Genomic DNA, 15,603 nt, shown 5'->3' on the forward strand with positions numbered 1-15,603 from the left:
GGGGGGGGGGGGGGGGGGGGGTCCCGGGGGGGGTTTTTTTTTCCCGGGGGGGGGGGGGGGTTTTTTGTTGCTGCGGGGGGGGGCGGCCGGGGGGGGGGGGGGGGGCCCCCCCCCCCCCCCCCCGCCGGGTGGGTCGGGCCGCTACGGCCCCGGGTACGGGTGAGGCCGGGTCAGCAGACCCAGGCACCGCCGCCGTACCAGTCGACGCACTGGTTGTCCCAGCCGAGGGTCAGCTCGGAGAATTCGCCGACCTCGACCAGCTCGGGCGTCTCGTACTCGTCGTACATGGCCATGTGATCACCGTCCTTCGCTTCGGGTTGAGTCCGGGGCGGACCGCCGGCGTTGGCGTATCCGCCGGTCCGCCCCGGCGTTGCGCCGCCAACGTAAGGCTCCCGTCGTCCCGGGCTCCTGGGGCCACGGGCCCGACCGGGTCCCGTCATGCCGTCAGGCGCCGAGTCCGGCGTCGCGGGCCCGCACCATGGCGGCCGCCCGGTCACTCACGTCGATCTTGGCGAAGATGTGTGAGACGTGGTTGCGCACGGTCTTCTCGGCCAGCACCAGTTCGCGCGCGATGCGGCGGTTCGGATAGCCCCGGGCGATCAGATCGAGGATCTGCCGCTCGCGCTCGGTGAGCTGGGGGAACGCGACGCGGATCGGCATTTCGTGGACCGCGGAGAAGTATCCGCTCAACCGCGCCGCCACCGTCGGGCTGAACACCGCACCGCGAGCGGCGACGGTGCGCACCGCCCTGATGAGTTCGGCCCGGGGCGCGCCCTTGAGGAGGTAGCCGTGGGCGCCCGCCCTGAGCGCCGCGACGATCATGTCGTCCTCGTCCGTCACGGACAGCATCAGCACGCGGGGGGTCTCGTCGCCGGCGCGCCGGCCGGCCGCGAGGGCCGACACCGCGGCGACACCGGACAGGCCGGGCATCTGAACGTCCATCAGGACCACGTCGGCCTGTACCCGTTCGTCGACGAGAGCCCTCACGGCCTCCTCGCCGCTGTCCGCTTCGCCGACCACCTTCATGTCGCCCGCGTCCTCCATCGCGATCCGTACGCCCGCGCGGAACAGCGAACGATCATCCACGAGGAAAACCCGTATGGTCATGCCTCGCTCCGGGGCAGGGTCGCGTGGACGAGCGTTCCGGGTCGGCCGTCGGGCCGGGGCAGCACCTGGCACCAGCCGCCCACGTCCTCGGCGCGCCGGGCCATGGACGCGAGTCCGACGCCGCGCCGGCCGGCTTCCGGTCCGGGCGGGCCGCTCCCGTCGTCGGAGACCTCCACCGTCAGCCAGCCGTCGCGATCGGTCAGCCGCACCGTGGCGGTCCGTGCCCTCGCGTGGCGCAGAACGTTCGTCAGGGCCTCGGAGACGATGCGATAGGCGGCGAGTTCGGTGGCGGACGACGGCCTGCGCGCCGGTGCGGACTCGGGCAGTTCGACGCGGACGTCGAGCTTCTCCACGCCGTCCGCCCGGCGCACGAGTTGGCGCAGGGCGCCGTGGAGTCCTTCGCCTTCGAGGTCCGGCGGGCGCAGGTCGTCGATGATGCGCCGGATGTCGTCGACGGTGCGGGCGGTCTCGGCGGCCGCGTCAAGGATGAGCCGGCGGGTGCCCGGCTGGACCACCCGCTCGGCCGCGACGTCGAGGCGGAGCCTGATCCCCGCGAGCGCCGGGCCGAGGCTGTCGTGGAGGTCGACGCGGAGCCGGCTGCGCTCCTCCTCCCTGGCGGCGACGAGCTGTTCGCCCAGCGCGGTGGCGGACACTTCCACGCGCCCCGCCAGGCGCCAGTGCGGCAGCAGGCCCCAGGCATTCCAGGCGAGGGCAAGGGCGCACAGGACCACGGACGCCGCGTCCACCAGGTCGAGCCCCGAGGGCCTCGGCACGACCCCGAGCAGGCCGAAACCGGCCAATCCGAGCGCGAGCACGAGGGCCACTCCCATCCGCACCCGCAACCCGCCCGGCGGGAGGCCTCGCGCCCGGACCCGTAACCGGTCCGGCGGTGATTCCTCTTCCCACCAGCCGCTCTGTTCCGATCTCCGCCTCTGACTCTCTCGCCCCCGTTGCATTCTCATGTCACCGAAGTTAACTCGTCATCGGCACACGAGGGAGCCGGAATCCGGTCGTCGTGGGAAAAATCGCCCATCGCGTCAAACCTTCGTTTTGGAACCGTCGGGCGCCCGGCCCGACGGGCGCGACGAGATCCGAGGAATCCTGCGCCACTGCGCCGGAGACCTCCGCGAGTGGAATGGCCGAGCCGCGCCACATGGTTACCGTCGGGTAATTCGAAGAGGGAATTGACCGGCGCCCCCGCTGCCCCGCGGTCAGACCGCGCCGGCAGGGCTGGGCCGGCCGACGATCTCCTCCCGCACCTCGCGCGCGGTATGCGCCATGGCTTCGGCCTCGCGGAAGTGACCTGGACACTCTGCACAGTACGGGCGGACGAGCGGCATCGTGCACGACCTGGCGGACCTCGCCGCACAGGTGCGCCGGGCCCGTTCCTCGTCGTCACCGTGCCGTTCAGGGCCGATGACGAATTGCTCGGAGAATCGGCGCGTTCCTTCGGCGTGTTCCTTCGGCGTGTTGTGGACACCGGTGGCCCACCTTCTTCGAGGAAAAGGTGGCCGAAACAGATAGGACTGTCCTGCAGTTCGCTCGACGCGCACGTCTGGAGAAGGCCTGAACGGACTTGCCGCCCTTTTCGTGGACAGAGGTGTCAACGGTGTTGACACGGGAGCCGATTCAACATCCGGCTGTAGTAGCGTGCCTACCTGGACTGCGCCGCACCAGGAGTCGACTTGTTACGTTGTGAAGCCGTCAGCAAGCGTTATGGCGGAGGTCGGTGGATCCTCAGCGACGTGGACATGGAGATCGCGGCCGGCGACGTCCTCGCGCTGGTGGGCAACAACGGCTCGGGAAAGTCGACTCTGTTGAGAATCCTGGTGGGGCTGACGGAGCCCACCTCCGGAACGGTGTCGGTCCGGCCGCGCCACATCGGCTACGTACCGGATCGTTTCACGGCCCATGACCGCGTATCGGCGATCTCCTACCTCACGCACATGGGGCGCATCCGCGGCCTGTCCGGCTCCGCGGCCCGCGCCCGCGGCGGTCGACTGCTGGACCGGCTGTCCCTGGTGGGCGGCCGGCACGCGCCGCTGCGCACCCTCTCCAAGGGCAACGCCCAGAAGGTGGCGCTCGCGCAGGCCCTGCTCGTCGAACCCGATCTGCTGGTGCTCGACGAACCCTGGTCGGGCCTGGACGCCTCGGCCCACGGGGTGCTGGCCGAGTTCATCGACGAGCTCGCCGCACGAGGCGGGGCGGTGGTGTTCACCGACCATCGGGAGGCGATCACCGAGACGCACGCCACCGGCGCCTACGCCATCACCGACGGCCGGGTCACCCGGCGGAGCGGACAGCACGGCTCCGGCGCGTCCGCTCCGGTGGTCGAACTGGTCCTGACCGCACCGGCCAACGGCGTCCTGCCGGCCGAGGTCGACTGGTACGGCCTGGACGGCGTGACGGACGCCGCCCGCCGGGGCGAGTCGATCGTCCTGCGCGTGGCACGGGATCACTCGGACGCCGTCCTGCTGACGGCGTTGCAGCACCGGTGGTCGGTGGACGGTGTGGCCAGGGCCGCGGACACGCGGGAGTCCCGCGGCTCGAGGAGGGCGGCGCTGTGATCGCTCTGGTCCGTTACATGTTCACGGTGATGGTGCTCTCACAACGCTATCTCGCGCCGCTGCTGCTGTTCGTCGGCCTGCTGCTCGTGCTGACGAGCAGCGACTCCGGTCCGCTCGCCGCCACCTACGGATCGGCGGCCGGGTCCATGCTGGTGTGTTCCGTCTGGCTGACCATGGCGCTGGTCGGCCTCGAGGACCGGCCCCACCGCTCGATCCTCGTCGTCAGCGCGGGCAGCCGCCTGCGGGTGCTGCTCGGGACGCTCGCCACGGCCTTCCTCTTGTGCCTGGTACTGACAGCGGCCGGACTGGGTCTGCCGCTGATCTCCGGGAACCACTCCCCCTCCGCCGCCGACCTGCTGCTGGGAACCGAAGCCCAGCTCACCTGCGCCTTCGTCGGCATCGCCATCGGGCTGGTCTGCTCACGCCTGGTCTTCCGGCGGCAGGGCTACGCACTGGTCCTCGCCCTGGCTCTGCTGCTGGCCGTGCTGCTGGCGAAGGGCGTGTCCCCGGTCAACGTCCTGCTCACGGACCTGCAGAACGCCTCGGACTCGGCCGGTCTCCTCGGCTCCACAGGCGTTCTGCTCGCCGTCGCCGCGGGCGTTCTGGCGGTCGGGGCGGCGGCCGTACAGGCGATCACCCACCGGAAGGACTGACCGCTCAGTCCGCGGCCGTGCCCCCGTCCCCTCCACACCGGGGATGTCCCGTACCGAGCGCAGGCCCGAGCGGAGCAGCCCCGCGGCCCCCTCCAGGGCGGTGAGCCCGGTCAACACGAATGTCGTACTCCTACCGGCGGCCTGGCCCATGGCCTTGCCGAGCCCGTCGGCGAGCGCCCCTCCCAGGAGGGCGCTGCGCCGGGGCCACGGCCCGGTCCTTGATCGGCGGCGATGCCGTGCAGGGGGCGAGGAGGCCTCACATGGCTACCGAATTCGATGTGCGGACGAGCCGCCGGGTGGACGGCGACGTACAACGGGGGCCGACGCCGACGGCGCTGCACGATGGAGTGGAGCGGCTGTGAGCCGGAATCCGGCGAAGGTGTCCGGCGACCGGATCGCCGCCCCGTGGAGCCGGGGCGAACAGTGGCCCGTACGCACGGACTCCTGCTTCGCCGAGGCAGCCGCAGTTCAAGACCGCCGCAGCCGCCCTCACCCTCACCCTCCCCTCACCGACCGAGCCGACTGCCCGGACGGCGCCCTCAAAGCGGAAGGGCACCGCCGGATGGCCGAGCCCGGATCCGCCGGCCAGTAGGCGCCGCCTCCACGCAGCCCCCGCCCCTTGCCCCCTGCACCCTGCACCCTGCACCCTGCCCCCTGCCCCCTGCCCCCTGCCCCGGTCGACCGGTATCCGCAGAAGGCGGGTACACAGTGACGGTCCGGGTAGCCGCACCACATGGACACCACGACCGAAACCACGCCGCTGCGCGCTGTCGCGCTGGTCTGCACGCTCGCGCCGTCTCCGAAGCAGTCCAGTTCGCAGCTGTTGGCGGAGCAGGCCATGGCGGCCCTGGCCGATCACGGCGTCACGGGAAAAGCGATCCGGATCGTCGACCACGACGTCAAGCCGGGCGTCGAGGTCGACATGGGGGAAGGTGACGCCTGGCCGGAGATCCGCGACGCGATCATGGGCTGCGACATCCTGGTCCTGTCCACCCCCATCTGGCTCGGCCACCCCTCCAGCGTCGCCCAGCGCGTCCTTGAACGGCTCGACGCCGAGCTCGGCGAGAGCGACGACGAGGGGCGCATGCTCACCTACGGCAAGGCCGCCGCGGTCTGCGTCGTCGGCAACGAGGACGGCGCCCACAAGGTCAGCGCCGACCTCTTCCAGGGACTCAACGACGTCGGGTTCTCCCTCGCCCCGAACGCCGTCACCTACTGGGGCGGCGAAGCCATGCAGGCCACCGACTACCAGGACCTCGACAAGACCCCCGAGAAGACCGCGGCCACGACCCGGACCCTCGCCGCGAACACCGCCCACCTGGCACGCCGCCTCAAGGCCGCCCCCTACCCGCCCTCTCCCTGACCACCGTCACCCGACGTGCCGGAAGGAGACCGCGATGCCCTCCCACGACCAGACCCACCTCACCGATCCGGTATCGCTCCACGCCCGTCCCCCGTTTCCCGAGCAGGACCAGGACCATCCCGGTTCGACCGAGGCAATGGATCCCCGCCCGGATCACGGCGAGGACACCTATCAGGGCCACGACCTGCTGAGGGGCCGCAAGGCGCTGGTCACCGGAGGCGACTCGGGGATCGGCCGGGCCGTCTGCCTGGCCTTCGCGCGCGAGGGCGCCGATGTCGTCTTCACCCATCTGCCCGAGGAGGTGGACGAAGCGGAAGAGACCGTCCGCCTGATCCGCGAGGCCAACCGCACGGCCGTGGCTGTCGCATGCGACATCCGGCACGAAGGCGAGTGCACCGCCCTCGTCGACCGGGCGGTGAACGAGCTGGGCGGCATTGACCTGCTCGTCAACAACGCCGCCTACCAGATGGCACAGCCGGACGGGATCGAGGCGATCACCACCGAACAGTTCGACCAGGTGATGAAGACCAACCTGTACGGGATGTTCTGGCTCACCAAGGCCGCGCTGGCCCACATGCCCCGCGGCGCCTCGGTGATCAACACCGCCTCCGTGCAGGGCTACCAGCCCAGCCCGCACCTCCTCGACTACGCCATGACCAAGTCCGCGATCATCTCCTTCACCCACGGCCTGGCCCAGATGCTCGCCGAGCGCGGTATCCGGGCCAACGCCGTAGCCCCCGGACCGGTCTGGACCCCGCTGATCCCGGCGACGATGCCCGACCCGACGAAGTTCGGCGAGCAATCACCGCTGGGCCGGCCCGCACAGCCGGCGGAGATGGCACCCGCGTACGTCTTCCTCGCCTCCGACCGGGCCTCCTACATCACCGGTGAGATCGTCAACGCCACCGGCGGAACCCCTCTGCCGTGACCCCGGACGAAGCTCTGCGCCGGATCGCCTTCCTCCTCGAATGGCGCGGGGCGTCCCCGTACCGGGTGCGGGCCTTCCACACGGCGGCCGACGCCGTCCGCGACCTGCTACCGGGCCCGGTGGACGCCGCCCAGGCCGGACGGCTGCGCGGGGTGGGCCCGGTCACCGCCGAGGTGATCGCCCAGGCATCGACCGGAGCGGTACCGAGCTACCTCGCCCGCCTGGAGGCCGAAGCCGAACCGGGGGCGCTGGCCGGCTGGGACCTCGCGGCTGCGAGCACCGGGGACTGCCACCTGCATTCCGACTGGTCGGACGGCGGCAGCCCGCTCGAGGACATGGCCGACGCGGCCCGCGCCCTCGGCCACCAGTGGGCCGTTCTGACCGATCACTCGCCGCGGCTGACGATCGCCCACGGGCTGAGCACCGAGCGGCTCGAAAGCCAACTGGAGGCCGTGGCCGCCGTGAATTCCGGGCTGGGCCCAGATTTTCGGCTGCTGACCGGCATCGAGTGCGACATCCTCGAGGACGGCTCACTCGACCAGGACGAGGGCCTGCTGGGCCGGCTCGACGTCGTCGTGGCATCCGTGCACTCCAAGCTCCGCTCGGAGCCCGAGCCGATGACCGCCCGCCTGCTGGCCGCGGTGAGCAACCCACACGTCGACGTCCTGGGCCACTGCACGGGACGGATCATCACCGGTCGGGGGCGCCCGCAGTCCCGCTTCGACGCCGAGGCCGTGTTCGCCGCGTGCGCAGAGGCCGGCACCGCTGTGGAGATCAACTGCCGACCCGAACGGCGCGACCCGCCCGACGACCTGCTCGTGCAGGCCGCCGCCGCGGGCTGCCGCTTCGCCGTGGACACCGACGCCCACGCCCCCGAACAGCTGCACTGGCAGAGCACGGGCTACGCGCGCGCCGCACGGATCGGCCTGGGAGCGGACCGGCTGATCACGACCTGGTCGCTCGGGCGGCTGCTGCAGAGCAGAAGCGGCCGCCAGTGAACCACCCGCCTTCCGCCCACCACGGCGCCCCCGCACAAGGCAGCTGTCTCCTCCAAGCGGGTGAGGCGCCCCGTTCGCCCGGGCACCTCCGGGTCCGGCGGGGAAGCGATCGGATCGGGCCGGAGCGGCCCGACCCGAACACACATGGAGGCGACATGGGACACGGCGGGAATGTTATCGACGAGCTGATGGCCGACCACCGGGAGGTGGAGGAGATGTTCAGCCGTATCCAGGCCATGACCGGCACCGGGCAGGAGCTCCGCGATCTCATCGACGAGATCACCATCGAGCTGGTGCGGCACTCGGTCGCCGAGGAGCAGTACCTCTACCCGGCGGTACGCGAGCACGTCGAGGGCGGCGGGCGAATGGCGGACAAGGAGATCGAGGACCACAGCCGCGTCGAGAAGATCCTCAAGCGGCTGGAAAAGATGAGCACCGACGACGGGCAGATCAGCCCCCTCCTACAGCAGCTCATGGAGGAGGTCTCCTCCCACATCCAGGATGAGGAGACCAACCTCTTCCCGATGCTGAAGAGGGCCTGCACCTCTCAAGAGCTGGACGATCTCGGTGACAAGATCCGCCGCGCCAAATCCATGGCACCCACCCGCCCGCACCCTGCCGCACCGAGCAGCCCCACGGCCAGCAAGCTCCTCGCACCGGGCGCCGGCCTGGTGGACCGGGCGCGCGACTTCGTGACCGGCCGCGGCAAGTCCTGAAACCCCCGTCCGGGGCGGCGGGCCCGCAGGCATGCTTCCGGGCCCGCCGCCCCTGGACGGACGGTGACGTGCGTCATGCCGCACGCCCGTCGCTTCCGGCTACGCTGGTCGGCCACGGCGGAGCGGCGCAGCTTCGCGCCGCAGCTCGCGGACCCGGCACGGCCGGGGCGAGCACGCCCCCGAGGAAGCCGCTGTGTCCGCCGATCTCGCACCTGTCATAGCCGCCGGCACGCGCTGGCTGCTGACCGCCTTCCCGCCCGCCCCGGGCGCGTACAGCCAAGCGCTGGCCGAGGCCCAGGCCAGGCAGGCCGTCACCCTTGCTGCCGCCCTGCGGTACCCGACCCCGCTCGACGCACAGCTGCTGCATCTGCTCGGCCCGGGGGGGAGCGCCCGGCTGGACTGGCTGTCCAGTGCCGATCACGGCGGCGACGCCGACGCCGGCTGGCGGACTTGGGTGGACGAAACCGTCATCAGCTGGGCCGCCTGTCTCCTCGCGGACCCCGCCCTCGCCGTCGACGCCCACCGCCTCGTCGACCGCGGCCAGGTCGGCGAGGTCAGCCGTCTCACCACTCCCGGCGACCACGAACGCGACGCGGCACCCTTGCTGCGCCACCCCGACCTGCTCGAGCCGGTGGCCACCCTCCACCGGGCGCTGCTGCTGGGCCTGCTGGACAACGAGAACGCCGCTTTGGGGTGAGCCGGCTCGGGCCGGCCGATTCAGACCTCCTTGCGCAGCCCCACCTGTTCGAAACCACTGCGGGTGATCCCGGCGAAGCCGGGTAGCAGCCCGGTGTGGCGCCTCGCCCGACGGTGTGAGGAGGGTGCGATGACGGCCAAGAGATCGCTGGCCCGCTACCACCGGCGACGTGACTTCTCCAAGACGGCCGAGCCCGAGGGCCGACTCGAAGAGCCGTCCGACGAACAGCCCTCGTACGTCGTCCAGATCCACGATGCCAGAAGCATGCACTTCGACTTCCGGCTGGAAGCCGACGGAGTACTCAAATCCTTCGCCGTACCCAAGGGGCCCTCCAACGACCCGCACGACAAGCGGTTCGCGACACCGACCGAAGACCATCCGCTGGAGTACCGCGACTTCGAGGGCACGATTCCGGAAGGCGAGTACGGCGGCGGCACGGTGATCGTCTGGGACCAGGGAACGTACCGCAACGCCACCTTCGACCACGACGGCAACGAAATCTCTCTGACCGAGGCACTGGAGCAGGGGCACGCCTCGTTCCGGCTCAACGGCCGCAAGCTGCACGGCGGCTACTCGCTCACCCGGATCCGCGACACGCGGGACGGCGGGAAGGAGGCCTGGCTGCTGGTCAAGCACGCCGACGAACGGGCCTCCTCCACCGGGACCCCCGACCCCCGGCGGGCACGGTCGGTCCGTACCGGCCGGACCCTGAACCAGGTCGCCGCCGATGCACGCCCAGGGCGGGGTGACGGCCCTTGACCGCGCCTCCGGACCGGCTTCCGCAGGGGCAACGGCGTCTGCTGCGCCCGGCACCGCCGCGCCGGGCGCTCCCCTGCTCTCGACCCTCATCGCACACCGCGACTTCGACGAAGGCTGGACAACCGGCCGGGAGGGCCCGATGACCCCGAGAACGCAGCCCACTCCGCCGGAGCGCATGCGATCCGGCCGCCGGACCGTCGAGATCAGCCGCCCGGACAAGGTCCTCTTCCCCGGTGACGGCATCACCAAGGCCGACCTCGCCGACTACTACCGCACGGTCGCCCGGCGCATGCTGCCCCACCTGCGCGGACGGCCACTCATGCTGGAACGGCACCCCGACGGGATCGACGGCCCTGCCTTCATGCAGAAGGACGTCCCGGACCACTTCCCGGACTGGATCCACCGTGCGGAGCTGCCCAAGGAGGGCGGCACCGTCACGTACGTGATCTGCGACGACACCGCCACCCTGCTCTACCTCGCCACCCAGGCGTGCACCACCCCGCACCGCTTCCTGTCCAAGGCCGACCGGCCCGAACATCCGGACCGGCTGGTCTTCGACCTCGATCCCGCCGGCGAGGACTTCGCCCCGGTGCGGGAAGCCGCGTTCGGCCTCCACCAGCTCCTGGACGAGCTGGAACTGCCGTCCTCGCTCATGGCCACAGGCTCCCGCGGCCTCCATGTCGTGGTCGCCCTCGACCGCCGCACGCCCTTCGACGACGTACGCGCCTTCGCGCGCGATGTCGCCGCCGTCCTGGCCGCCCGCCACCCCGACCGGTTCACCACCGAGGCCCGGAAGAAGGCACGCCGCGGCCGCCTCTACCTCGACATCCAACGCAACGCCTACGCCCAGACCGCCGTCGCCCCGTACGCCGTCCGCGCCCGCCCCGACGCCCCCGTCGCGGCCCCTCTGGCCTGGAGCGAGCTCGATGATCCCGACCTCACGTCCCGCCGCTGGACCCTCGCCACCGTCGACGGGCTACTCAAGGCGGACCCCTGGCAGGACCTTCCTCGGCCCCGCTCCCTCCGAAGGGCCCGCAGCCTGCTCACCGCACTGACCCGTGACGAACAGAGCCTGAAGCCATGACACGGCGACGGCCGGACCGTTTCCGCACCAGGGTCCCCTGCGCCGACCGGCTTCATGCGCGCGCAGCGGGCGGCGCACCAAGGGAGACCCGATGATGCACCGCAGCGAGGATGAGCCCGTCGCAGTGCTCCCCGCGGGAGGCGGCCCGTACGGCCCTCCTCCCGGTGCGCAGCTCAACCCCGGCCGGTGGGCGCGCCCTCGGGCTGCTCGCTGGAGAAGGTGTAGTCGGATACCTCGCCGTAGGCTCCATCGAACGTCAGGCCGAACGCGTTCGAACTACCAGCGGTGCGGCCCAGTGTGAATTCCGGCGAGAATCCGAACATCGCGTTCTTCATCGTCGTGGGCCTGCCGTCGGGGCCCCTGAGGGGTTCGAATTCAAGTTCGGTCTTTCCAGCGACACTGAGTCGCGGCTTCTCTCCGTCGGACAGGGAGACGCTCGCGCGCTCCAGGCCCAGATACTCGCCGTAGAACTGCGAGAGTTCGCCGAACGCACCGCCTTCGCGCCCGGACACGATGCGCTCCAGCGCGTCGGCTTGTTCGTCAGTTGCCCCCTCGTCGATGACGAGGGCTATCTTCCAGTTACCGGAGGTCAGATTGGAGGGGAAGTGGTTGTAGAGGACGAAGTCCACCCCCGCCAGATCCACATCGTCCAAGCGCCCTTCCTCCACATGGAAGACAGCGCACCCGAGGCATTCCTCACGCCCCTGCGGGTCGTGCGGCTTCGCATCGACGGCGCAACCGCACACCACTGCACATGAACAACCGGCCAAGTAGTTGCCGGAAATACTCCACGTCATGACGGCTCCCGATCGCTTCACGATTTATCGTCGTCCGACGGCGCGGACGACGCCGACATCGCGAGCCGATGGTGGGGAGCGCGCGGCGCGCGGAGCAACCACATCGGGAGGTATCGACGCGCGTCTGCCCCCGCCAACGGCGGCACGAGTCACCCCTCTGTCCGTTCGTGCGGTGCGAGTCTCCATGGTCGACTTACCCCACGGGCAGATTTCGGCCCCCGGGAGCTTCCTCTCCTTCAAGGCTAAGGGGGTCCGCGGGCGGTGTACAGGACTCCGGACGTGCCCCGACCAAGGCACGGCGCCCTGATCCGAGGGACAAGTCGGCAACGACTGCGGGAGCTCCTCAGACGGTCGTGCCCGGCGGTGGACGGCGCGATGCTTGGCACAGGAGGAGATCCTCGTCGCACCCGACTGCCTCGGCTTCACCGTGTCGAACTGGAGCTCGCAGCAGCCCGTCTCCGAGCGGGTTCGAGACGACAACGGGCCACAGGGCGACTGAGGCAGGGGAGGCGGCGGGGAGATATGGGGACCCCGCATCCGCTCCTCGGGCCGCCTACCACTTCAACGCCCCTCACCCCCCTTCCTCAGGGCAGGAGTTGCCGCGCGAGAGAGTCCGCGGCCCATCGTTGCCACCGCTCCGGCGCCCAGTGGCGGTCGGTCACCAGCAGGGCGTACGTCTCGGGGCCGAGCACCGTCATGGCGATGTCGGCGGCTGACGCGGCGTCGTGGCCGTCACGCAGACCACCGGGGGTCTTGGCCTCCAAGGCCTGGGCGAATTGGAGTTGGACCGTGTGCCGCTGGCGGAGATTGGTCCTCCACAGCTCGGCGAGTTCAGGTTCGGAGGTGGCAGCCCCGCGTACGACCTCCAAGACCGGCGCGGCTCGTTCCAGGATGCGGCGCGCACCTGCCGCCTGGAGGCGGAGTTGCGTCGCCGGGTCAGGTTCGGCGAGGAGTTCAAGGGCCCAGGGGCGGTCGAGGGTGGCGACCGGATCCGCGTCGCCGGCGACGGCAGTGTCCAGAAGCTCCTTGAGCAGGGCGCGCTTGTTCCCGAAGGTGAAGTACACGGTCTGTACGCCGACCCCCGCGGTGCGGGCGATCTCGTCGATGGTCGTGCCGGCCCAGCCGCGTTCGGTGAACAGCCGCTCTGCGGCGTCGATCATCCGCAGTCGGGTCCGCCTGGCTTTCTCCGCCCTGGTCAGTGACTCGGCCATGGAATCCACCCCTCCTCTTTGACTGTAGTCGCACTACAGTGTAGTTCACTGGAGTATGACTACAGTGAACTCAGGTGCCACAGGACGGGTTCTCGTCGTCGGCGGCTACGGAGCCGTGGGGTCGACGGTGACCAGCACCCTCGCCGAGTGGTTTCCCGGTCGCGTTGTCCCCGCGGGACGGGATGAAGTGAAGGCGCGGCGGCTCGGTGGGGTGCGCATGGACGTCGGCGACCCGGCCGGATTTCGGGAGGTGCTGGACGAGCTGGGCGACGTCAGCGTCGTTGCGCTGTGCGTCGAGCCGGAGGATGCGGGGCTCGCCCGGATTTGCCTCGAACGCGGAATCCACCTCGTGGACGTCGGAGCGACCCATCGACTGCTCGAGGAGGTGACAAGCCTCAACGAGCTGGCGGCCGGGGCAGGGGCCACGGCCGTGCTCAGCGTCGGGGTCGCCCCCGGGCTGACCAATCTCCTCGCCCGACGCGTCAACGACGCCGTCGGTGGTGCCGAGCGGATCGACCTGACCGTGCTGCTCGGCGCGGGAGAGCGTCACGGCACCGACGCGGTGCGATGGACGGTAGCCGGCCTGGGCAAGCCCGTTACCGCCCGCGCGCGCCGAGTACCCCTCCCTGGGTTCGGCGTCCGGACCGCCCACCCGTTCCCGTTCTCCGACCAGTACACCCTGCGGCGCACCCTCGGCGTCCCGGAGGTGACCACGCGGCTCTGCCTGGACTCCAGGCCGCTGACCGCTTCGCTGTTCACGCTCCGCCGGACGGGACTACTCCGCGGCGCTCGCGGCGCACGCCAGCAGCAGCTGCTGACCAGCGTCTTCAGCCGCGTACACCTCGGCGGCGACCGCTTCGCGGTGCGGGCTGACGCCTACCGCGGCGAGCGCCACGCGACTCTGTCCCTCACCGGGAAGGGTCAGAGCCACGCGACCGGCCTGGTGGCCGCCCAAGTCGTCCACACCCTCTTCACGCAGGACGTGCCGGCCGGCGTCCACCACCTCGACCAACTGACGGCGCTGGCCGACCTGCCGGAGCAGCTGGCCGCGCACGGCATCACAGCAGCCGGCTGACACCGAGACGATGCGTGCATCAGGCACTGGTCCCCAAATCTGGTCCCCAGCCCTGGACCGGGTCAGCGGGTTTCCTTGCGTATTCCGTTGACGACGCGGTCAGCCGAGGGAAGCCATCAGGTCGTTGCATGCCTGTTCGCACGAACGGCACGCCTCGGCGCAGATGCGGCAGTGTTCGTGCATGTCGGCGTGAGAGGCACATTCGTCCGCGCACGCCTTGCAGGCCACGGCGCAGGCGGCGAGAAGGGCGCGGGTGATGTTGGCGTCGTAGCCGGTGTGGCGGGAGAGGACGGCGGCGGTCGCGGTGCAGATGTCGGCACAGTCCATGTCTGTGCGGATGCACTTGGTGAGGTCGCCCACCATCCCCTCGGAGAGACAGGCGTCGGCGCAGGCCGTGCAGGCCTGGGCGCAAGCGAGACACTCCTCGATGCAGCGGGCGAGCTTGTCCTGGTCGACGTTGCCGAGGTCGGCCGGGTAGCTGTGCAGCATGTCCTTGACGGGCGCGTTCATGACGACGGCCCTCACTTTCCCGCCGCCGACCGGAGGTGAGGTGCGCCTTCGACGAAGCCGTACGGCGTCCTACGGCCAGGATCGCCCCGGGCCCCTGATGGCGCACCGCGTAGTGCGATCAGCGAGAAGGTCCGGGGACGCTACGCCTATTACTGGACAGTCGCGCCTAAGGCATGGGCGGCCTCTACGCGATGCAGGCCCTGCCCTGAGCCGGGGCTCGGGCGAGGGCCTGCGTACGAGGCGTCGGGTCAGTGGTAAGCGTGGACGACAGCGTGACCCTTGCCGCGGCCGATCATCCACTTGTTCACCGGCGTGGTGATCAGGAAGGCGACGGCAAAGCCACCCAGGAGCGCGTACCAGAACAGGCCCTCACTCAGATGGGCGTCCATCGCGCCCGGGACGAGGGCGATGATCCCGTTGTCGACGAGCTCCATGACGGCGATAGAGACGGTGTCGGCGGCCAGGGCGACCTTGATGGCGGACTTCCAGCCCAGGCCGGCCTTGCGGACGGCGTAGAGGGTGAAGGAGTAGCCGAAGAAGAAGGCGAGCGCGATCGCGAGGACCATGGTCGGGGCGTTGTGCCAGGCCAGAGCCGTACCGATGACCATGCCCAGGATCTCGCCGATGGCGCACCCGGTGAGGCAGTGGAGGGTCGCCTTCGCGGCCATCGACCAGGTCGTTCCTCCGCCGGCGCGGGCGTGCCCCGCGTGGCGCGCATGTCCGGCGTCGTGCACGTGGCCCGTGTGGCTTGCGTGGTCGTGCGCGGACGCTTCCGTGTGGTGTGCGGAGTGGTCCATTTCTCTCGCCTCTTCCTCGTCCAGCGTGAGCCCCCTCGGCCCGACACCTCAAATCACATACCCCCCGGGGGTATGTGGCGAGGGGTTTTCTTCAGGCCCTCGGGACCGGCGCCGAGGTGTCGTACGTGGCCCAGCAGGTGCGGGTCCTGGCCGAGGACCGGGCGGCGCGCGCGTCTGGGCGGGGCGGGCAACGCGCGGCACCGGTCCCGGATCCATGCCCCGTACGGATTTCGGGAGCCCAAGAGGACGACAGGGGCGGGTGCCGGCAGAGCGGCTGAGCGCCGACGAGAGAGTGTGGCCCACCCCACTGCCGGCCCGACATCGGCGACTATCGGTGACAC

Annotated in this window: 17 protein-coding genes; 10 read left to right on the forward strand and 7 right to left on the reverse strand. The window is 70.7% G+C overall.

Annotated features, from left to right (window positions below; translation table 11 throughout):
- Positions 1 to 170: 170 nt before the first annotated feature.
- From ACFV9H_RS02720 to ACFV9H_RS02730, 3 genes are all read right to left on the reverse strand, one after another.
- Entirely contained in the window at positions 171 to 293 is a 123-nt protein-coding gene (locus ACFV9H_RS02720; protein WP_385392314.1) for a lasso RiPP family leader peptide-containing protein, read from the reverse strand.
- A gap of 151 nt (positions 294 to 444) precedes the next feature.
- On the reverse strand, positions 445 to 1,107 hold the full coding sequence (locus ACFV9H_RS02725) for a response regulator (RefSeq protein ID WP_385392317.1): 663 nt from the start codon (positions 1,105 to 1,107) through the stop codon (positions 445 to 447).
- Positions 1,104 to 1,937: a sensor histidine kinase gene (locus ACFV9H_RS02730; protein WP_385392320.1), complete on the reverse strand. Its 834-nt coding sequence runs from the start codon at positions 1,935 to 1,937 to the stop codon at positions 1,104 to 1,106. The genes ACFV9H_RS02725 and ACFV9H_RS02730 overlap by 4 nt, the downstream gene beginning before the upstream one ends.
- 915 nt (positions 1,938 to 2,852) lie before the next feature.
- Here ACFV9H_RS02730 and ACFV9H_RS02735 point away from each other — a divergent pair.
- From ACFV9H_RS02735 to ligD, 9 genes are all read left to right on the forward strand, one after another.
- A complete protein-coding gene (locus ACFV9H_RS02735; RefSeq protein ID WP_385392323.1) occupies positions 2,853 to 3,674 on the forward strand; it encodes an ATP-binding cassette domain-containing protein in 822 nt (273 codons plus the stop codon).
- The gene (locus tag ACFV9H_RS02740; protein ID WP_385392326.1) at positions 3,671 to 4,327 is read left to right on the forward strand and encodes a hypothetical protein; all 657 of its coding nucleotides are present in this window, start codon (positions 3,671 to 3,673) and stop codon (positions 4,325 to 4,327) included. Before ACFV9H_RS02735 ends, ACFV9H_RS02740 begins: the two co-directional genes overlap by 4 nt.
- Positions 4,328 to 5,060: 733 nt before the next feature.
- Positions 5,061 to 5,690, forward strand: a complete 630-nt coding sequence (locus tag ACFV9H_RS02745; RefSeq protein WP_385392329.1) for a flavodoxin family protein — start codon at positions 5,061 to 5,063, stop codon at positions 5,688 to 5,690.
- A gap of 34 nt (positions 5,691 to 5,724) precedes the next feature.
- Positions 5,725 to 6,618 (forward strand): SDR family oxidoreductase, encoded by an 894-nt coding sequence (locus ACFV9H_RS02750; RefSeq protein ID WP_385392332.1) that lies wholly within the window; start codon positions 5,725 to 5,727, stop codon positions 6,616 to 6,618.
- Positions 6,615 to 7,616, forward strand: a complete 1,002-nt coding sequence (locus ACFV9H_RS02755; RefSeq protein ID WP_385392335.1) for a PHP domain-containing protein — start codon at positions 6,615 to 6,617, stop codon at positions 7,614 to 7,616. Before ACFV9H_RS02750 ends, ACFV9H_RS02755 begins: the two co-directional genes overlap by 4 nt.
- Positions 7,617 to 7,771: 155 nt before the next feature.
- The gene (locus ACFV9H_RS02760; protein WP_385392338.1) at positions 7,772 to 8,332 is read left to right on the forward strand and encodes a hemerythrin domain-containing protein; all 561 of its coding nucleotides are present in this window, start codon (positions 7,772 to 7,774) and stop codon (positions 8,330 to 8,332) included.
- 193 nt (positions 8,333 to 8,525) lie between these two features.
- The gene (locus ACFV9H_RS02765) at positions 8,526 to 9,029 is read left to right on the forward strand and encodes a hypothetical protein (protein ID WP_385392341.1); all 504 of its coding nucleotides are present in this window, start codon (positions 8,526 to 8,528) and stop codon (positions 9,027 to 9,029) included.
- A gap of 129 nt (positions 9,030 to 9,158) precedes the next feature.
- Complete coding sequence (locus ACFV9H_RS02770) at positions 9,159 to 9,788, forward strand: DNA polymerase ligase N-terminal domain-containing protein (RefSeq protein WP_385392344.1); 630 nt, start codon at positions 9,159 to 9,161, stop codon at positions 9,786 to 9,788.
- A gap of 139 nt (positions 9,789 to 9,927) precedes the next feature.
- Positions 9,928 to 10,872, forward strand: coding sequence for a non-homologous end-joining DNA ligase (ligD, locus tag ACFV9H_RS02775; RefSeq protein WP_385392347.1), 945 nt, complete (start codon positions 9,928 to 9,930; stop codon positions 10,870 to 10,872).
- Positions 10,873 to 11,045: 173 nt separating this feature from the next.
- Here ligD and ACFV9H_RS02780 read toward each other — a convergent pair whose 3' ends face one another.
- On the reverse strand, positions 11,046 to 11,669 hold the full coding sequence (locus ACFV9H_RS02780; protein WP_385392350.1) for a DUF1326 domain-containing protein: 624 nt from the start codon (positions 11,667 to 11,669) through the stop codon (positions 11,046 to 11,048).
- A gap of 584 nt (positions 11,670 to 12,253) precedes the next feature.
- Positions 12,254 to 12,880 (reverse strand): TetR/AcrR family transcriptional regulator, encoded by a 627-nt coding sequence (locus ACFV9H_RS02785; protein ID WP_385392353.1) that lies wholly within the window; start codon positions 12,878 to 12,880, stop codon positions 12,254 to 12,256.
- A 55-nt stretch (positions 12,881 to 12,935) separates the two neighbouring features.
- On the opposite strand from ACFV9H_RS02785, the gene ACFV9H_RS02790 reads away from it, so the two are divergent.
- Positions 12,936 to 13,955 carry a saccharopine dehydrogenase NADP-binding domain-containing protein gene (locus ACFV9H_RS02790; RefSeq protein WP_385392356.1) on the forward strand — a complete coding sequence of 340 codons (1,020 nt, stop codon included), beginning with the start codon at positions 12,936 to 12,938 and terminating at the stop codon, positions 13,953 to 13,955.
- A 99-nt stretch (positions 13,956 to 14,054) separates the two neighbouring features.
- Here ACFV9H_RS02790 and ACFV9H_RS02795 read toward each other — a convergent pair whose 3' ends face one another.
- Both ACFV9H_RS02795 and ACFV9H_RS02800 read right to left on the reverse strand, forming a co-directional pair.
- Positions 14,055 to 14,465, reverse strand: coding sequence for a four-helix bundle copper-binding protein (locus ACFV9H_RS02795; RefSeq protein WP_385392359.1), 411 nt, complete (start codon positions 14,463 to 14,465; stop codon positions 14,055 to 14,057).
- Between the two features lie 248 nt (positions 14,466 to 14,713).
- On the reverse strand, positions 14,714 to 15,262 hold the full coding sequence (locus ACFV9H_RS02800; protein WP_385392362.1) for a DUF4396 domain-containing protein: 549 nt from the start codon (positions 15,260 to 15,262) through the stop codon (positions 14,714 to 14,716).
- Between the last annotated feature and the right edge of the window lie 341 nt (positions 15,263 to 15,603).

It is taken from the genome of Streptomyces sp. NPDC059874 (assembly GCF_042731135.1).
GTDB lineage: Bacteria > Actinomycetota > Actinomycetes > Streptomycetales > Streptomycetaceae > Streptomyces.

Bases quoted from the DNA above. Each gene is read 5' to 3' on its own strand.
- ACFV9H_RS02720 (WP_385392314.1), bottom strand. From the start codon at position 293: ATGGCCATGTACGACGAGTACGAGACGCCCGAGCTGGTCGAGGTCGGC.
- ACFV9H_RS02725 (WP_385392317.1), bottom strand. From the start codon at position 1,107: ATGACCATACGGGTTTTCCTCGTGGATGATCGTTCGCTGTTCCGCGCG.
- ACFV9H_RS02730 (WP_385392320.1), bottom strand. From the start codon at position 1,937: ATGGGAGTGGCCCTCGTGCTCGCGCTCGGATTGGCCGGTTTCGGCCTG.
- ACFV9H_RS02745 (WP_385392329.1), top strand. From the start codon at position 5,061: ATGGACACCACGACCGAAACCACGCCGCTGCGCGCTGTCGCGCTGGTC.
- ACFV9H_RS02750 (WP_385392332.1), top strand. From the start codon at position 5,725: ATGCCCTCCCACGACCAGACCCACCTCACCGATCCGGTATCGCTCCAC.
- ACFV9H_RS02760 (WP_385392338.1), top strand. From the start codon at position 7,772: ATGGGACACGGCGGGAATGTTATCGACGAGCTGATGGCCGACCACCGG.
- ACFV9H_RS02770 (WP_385392344.1), top strand. From the start codon at position 9,159: ATGACGGCCAAGAGATCGCTGGCCCGCTACCACCGGCGACGTGACTTC.
- ligD (WP_385392347.1), top strand. From the start codon at position 9,928: ATGACCCCGAGAACGCAGCCCACTCCGCCGGAGCGCATGCGATCCGGC.
- ACFV9H_RS02780 (WP_385392350.1), bottom strand. From the start codon at position 11,669: ATGACGTGGAGTATTTCCGGCAACTACTTGGCCGGTTGTTCATGTGCA.
- ACFV9H_RS02785 (WP_385392353.1), bottom strand. From the start codon at position 12,880: ATGGCCGAGTCACTGACCAGGGCGGAGAAAGCCAGGCGGACCCGACTG.
- ACFV9H_RS02790 (WP_385392356.1), top strand. From the start codon at position 12,936: ATGACTACAGTGAACTCAGGTGCCACAGGACGGGTTCTCGTCGTCGGC.
- ACFV9H_RS02795 (WP_385392359.1), bottom strand. From the start codon at position 14,465: ATGAACGCGCCCGTCAAGGACATGCTGCACAGCTACCCGGCCGACCTC.
- ACFV9H_RS02800 (WP_385392362.1), bottom strand. From the start codon at position 15,262: ATGGACCACTCCGCACACCACACGGAAGCGTCCGCGCACGACCACGCA.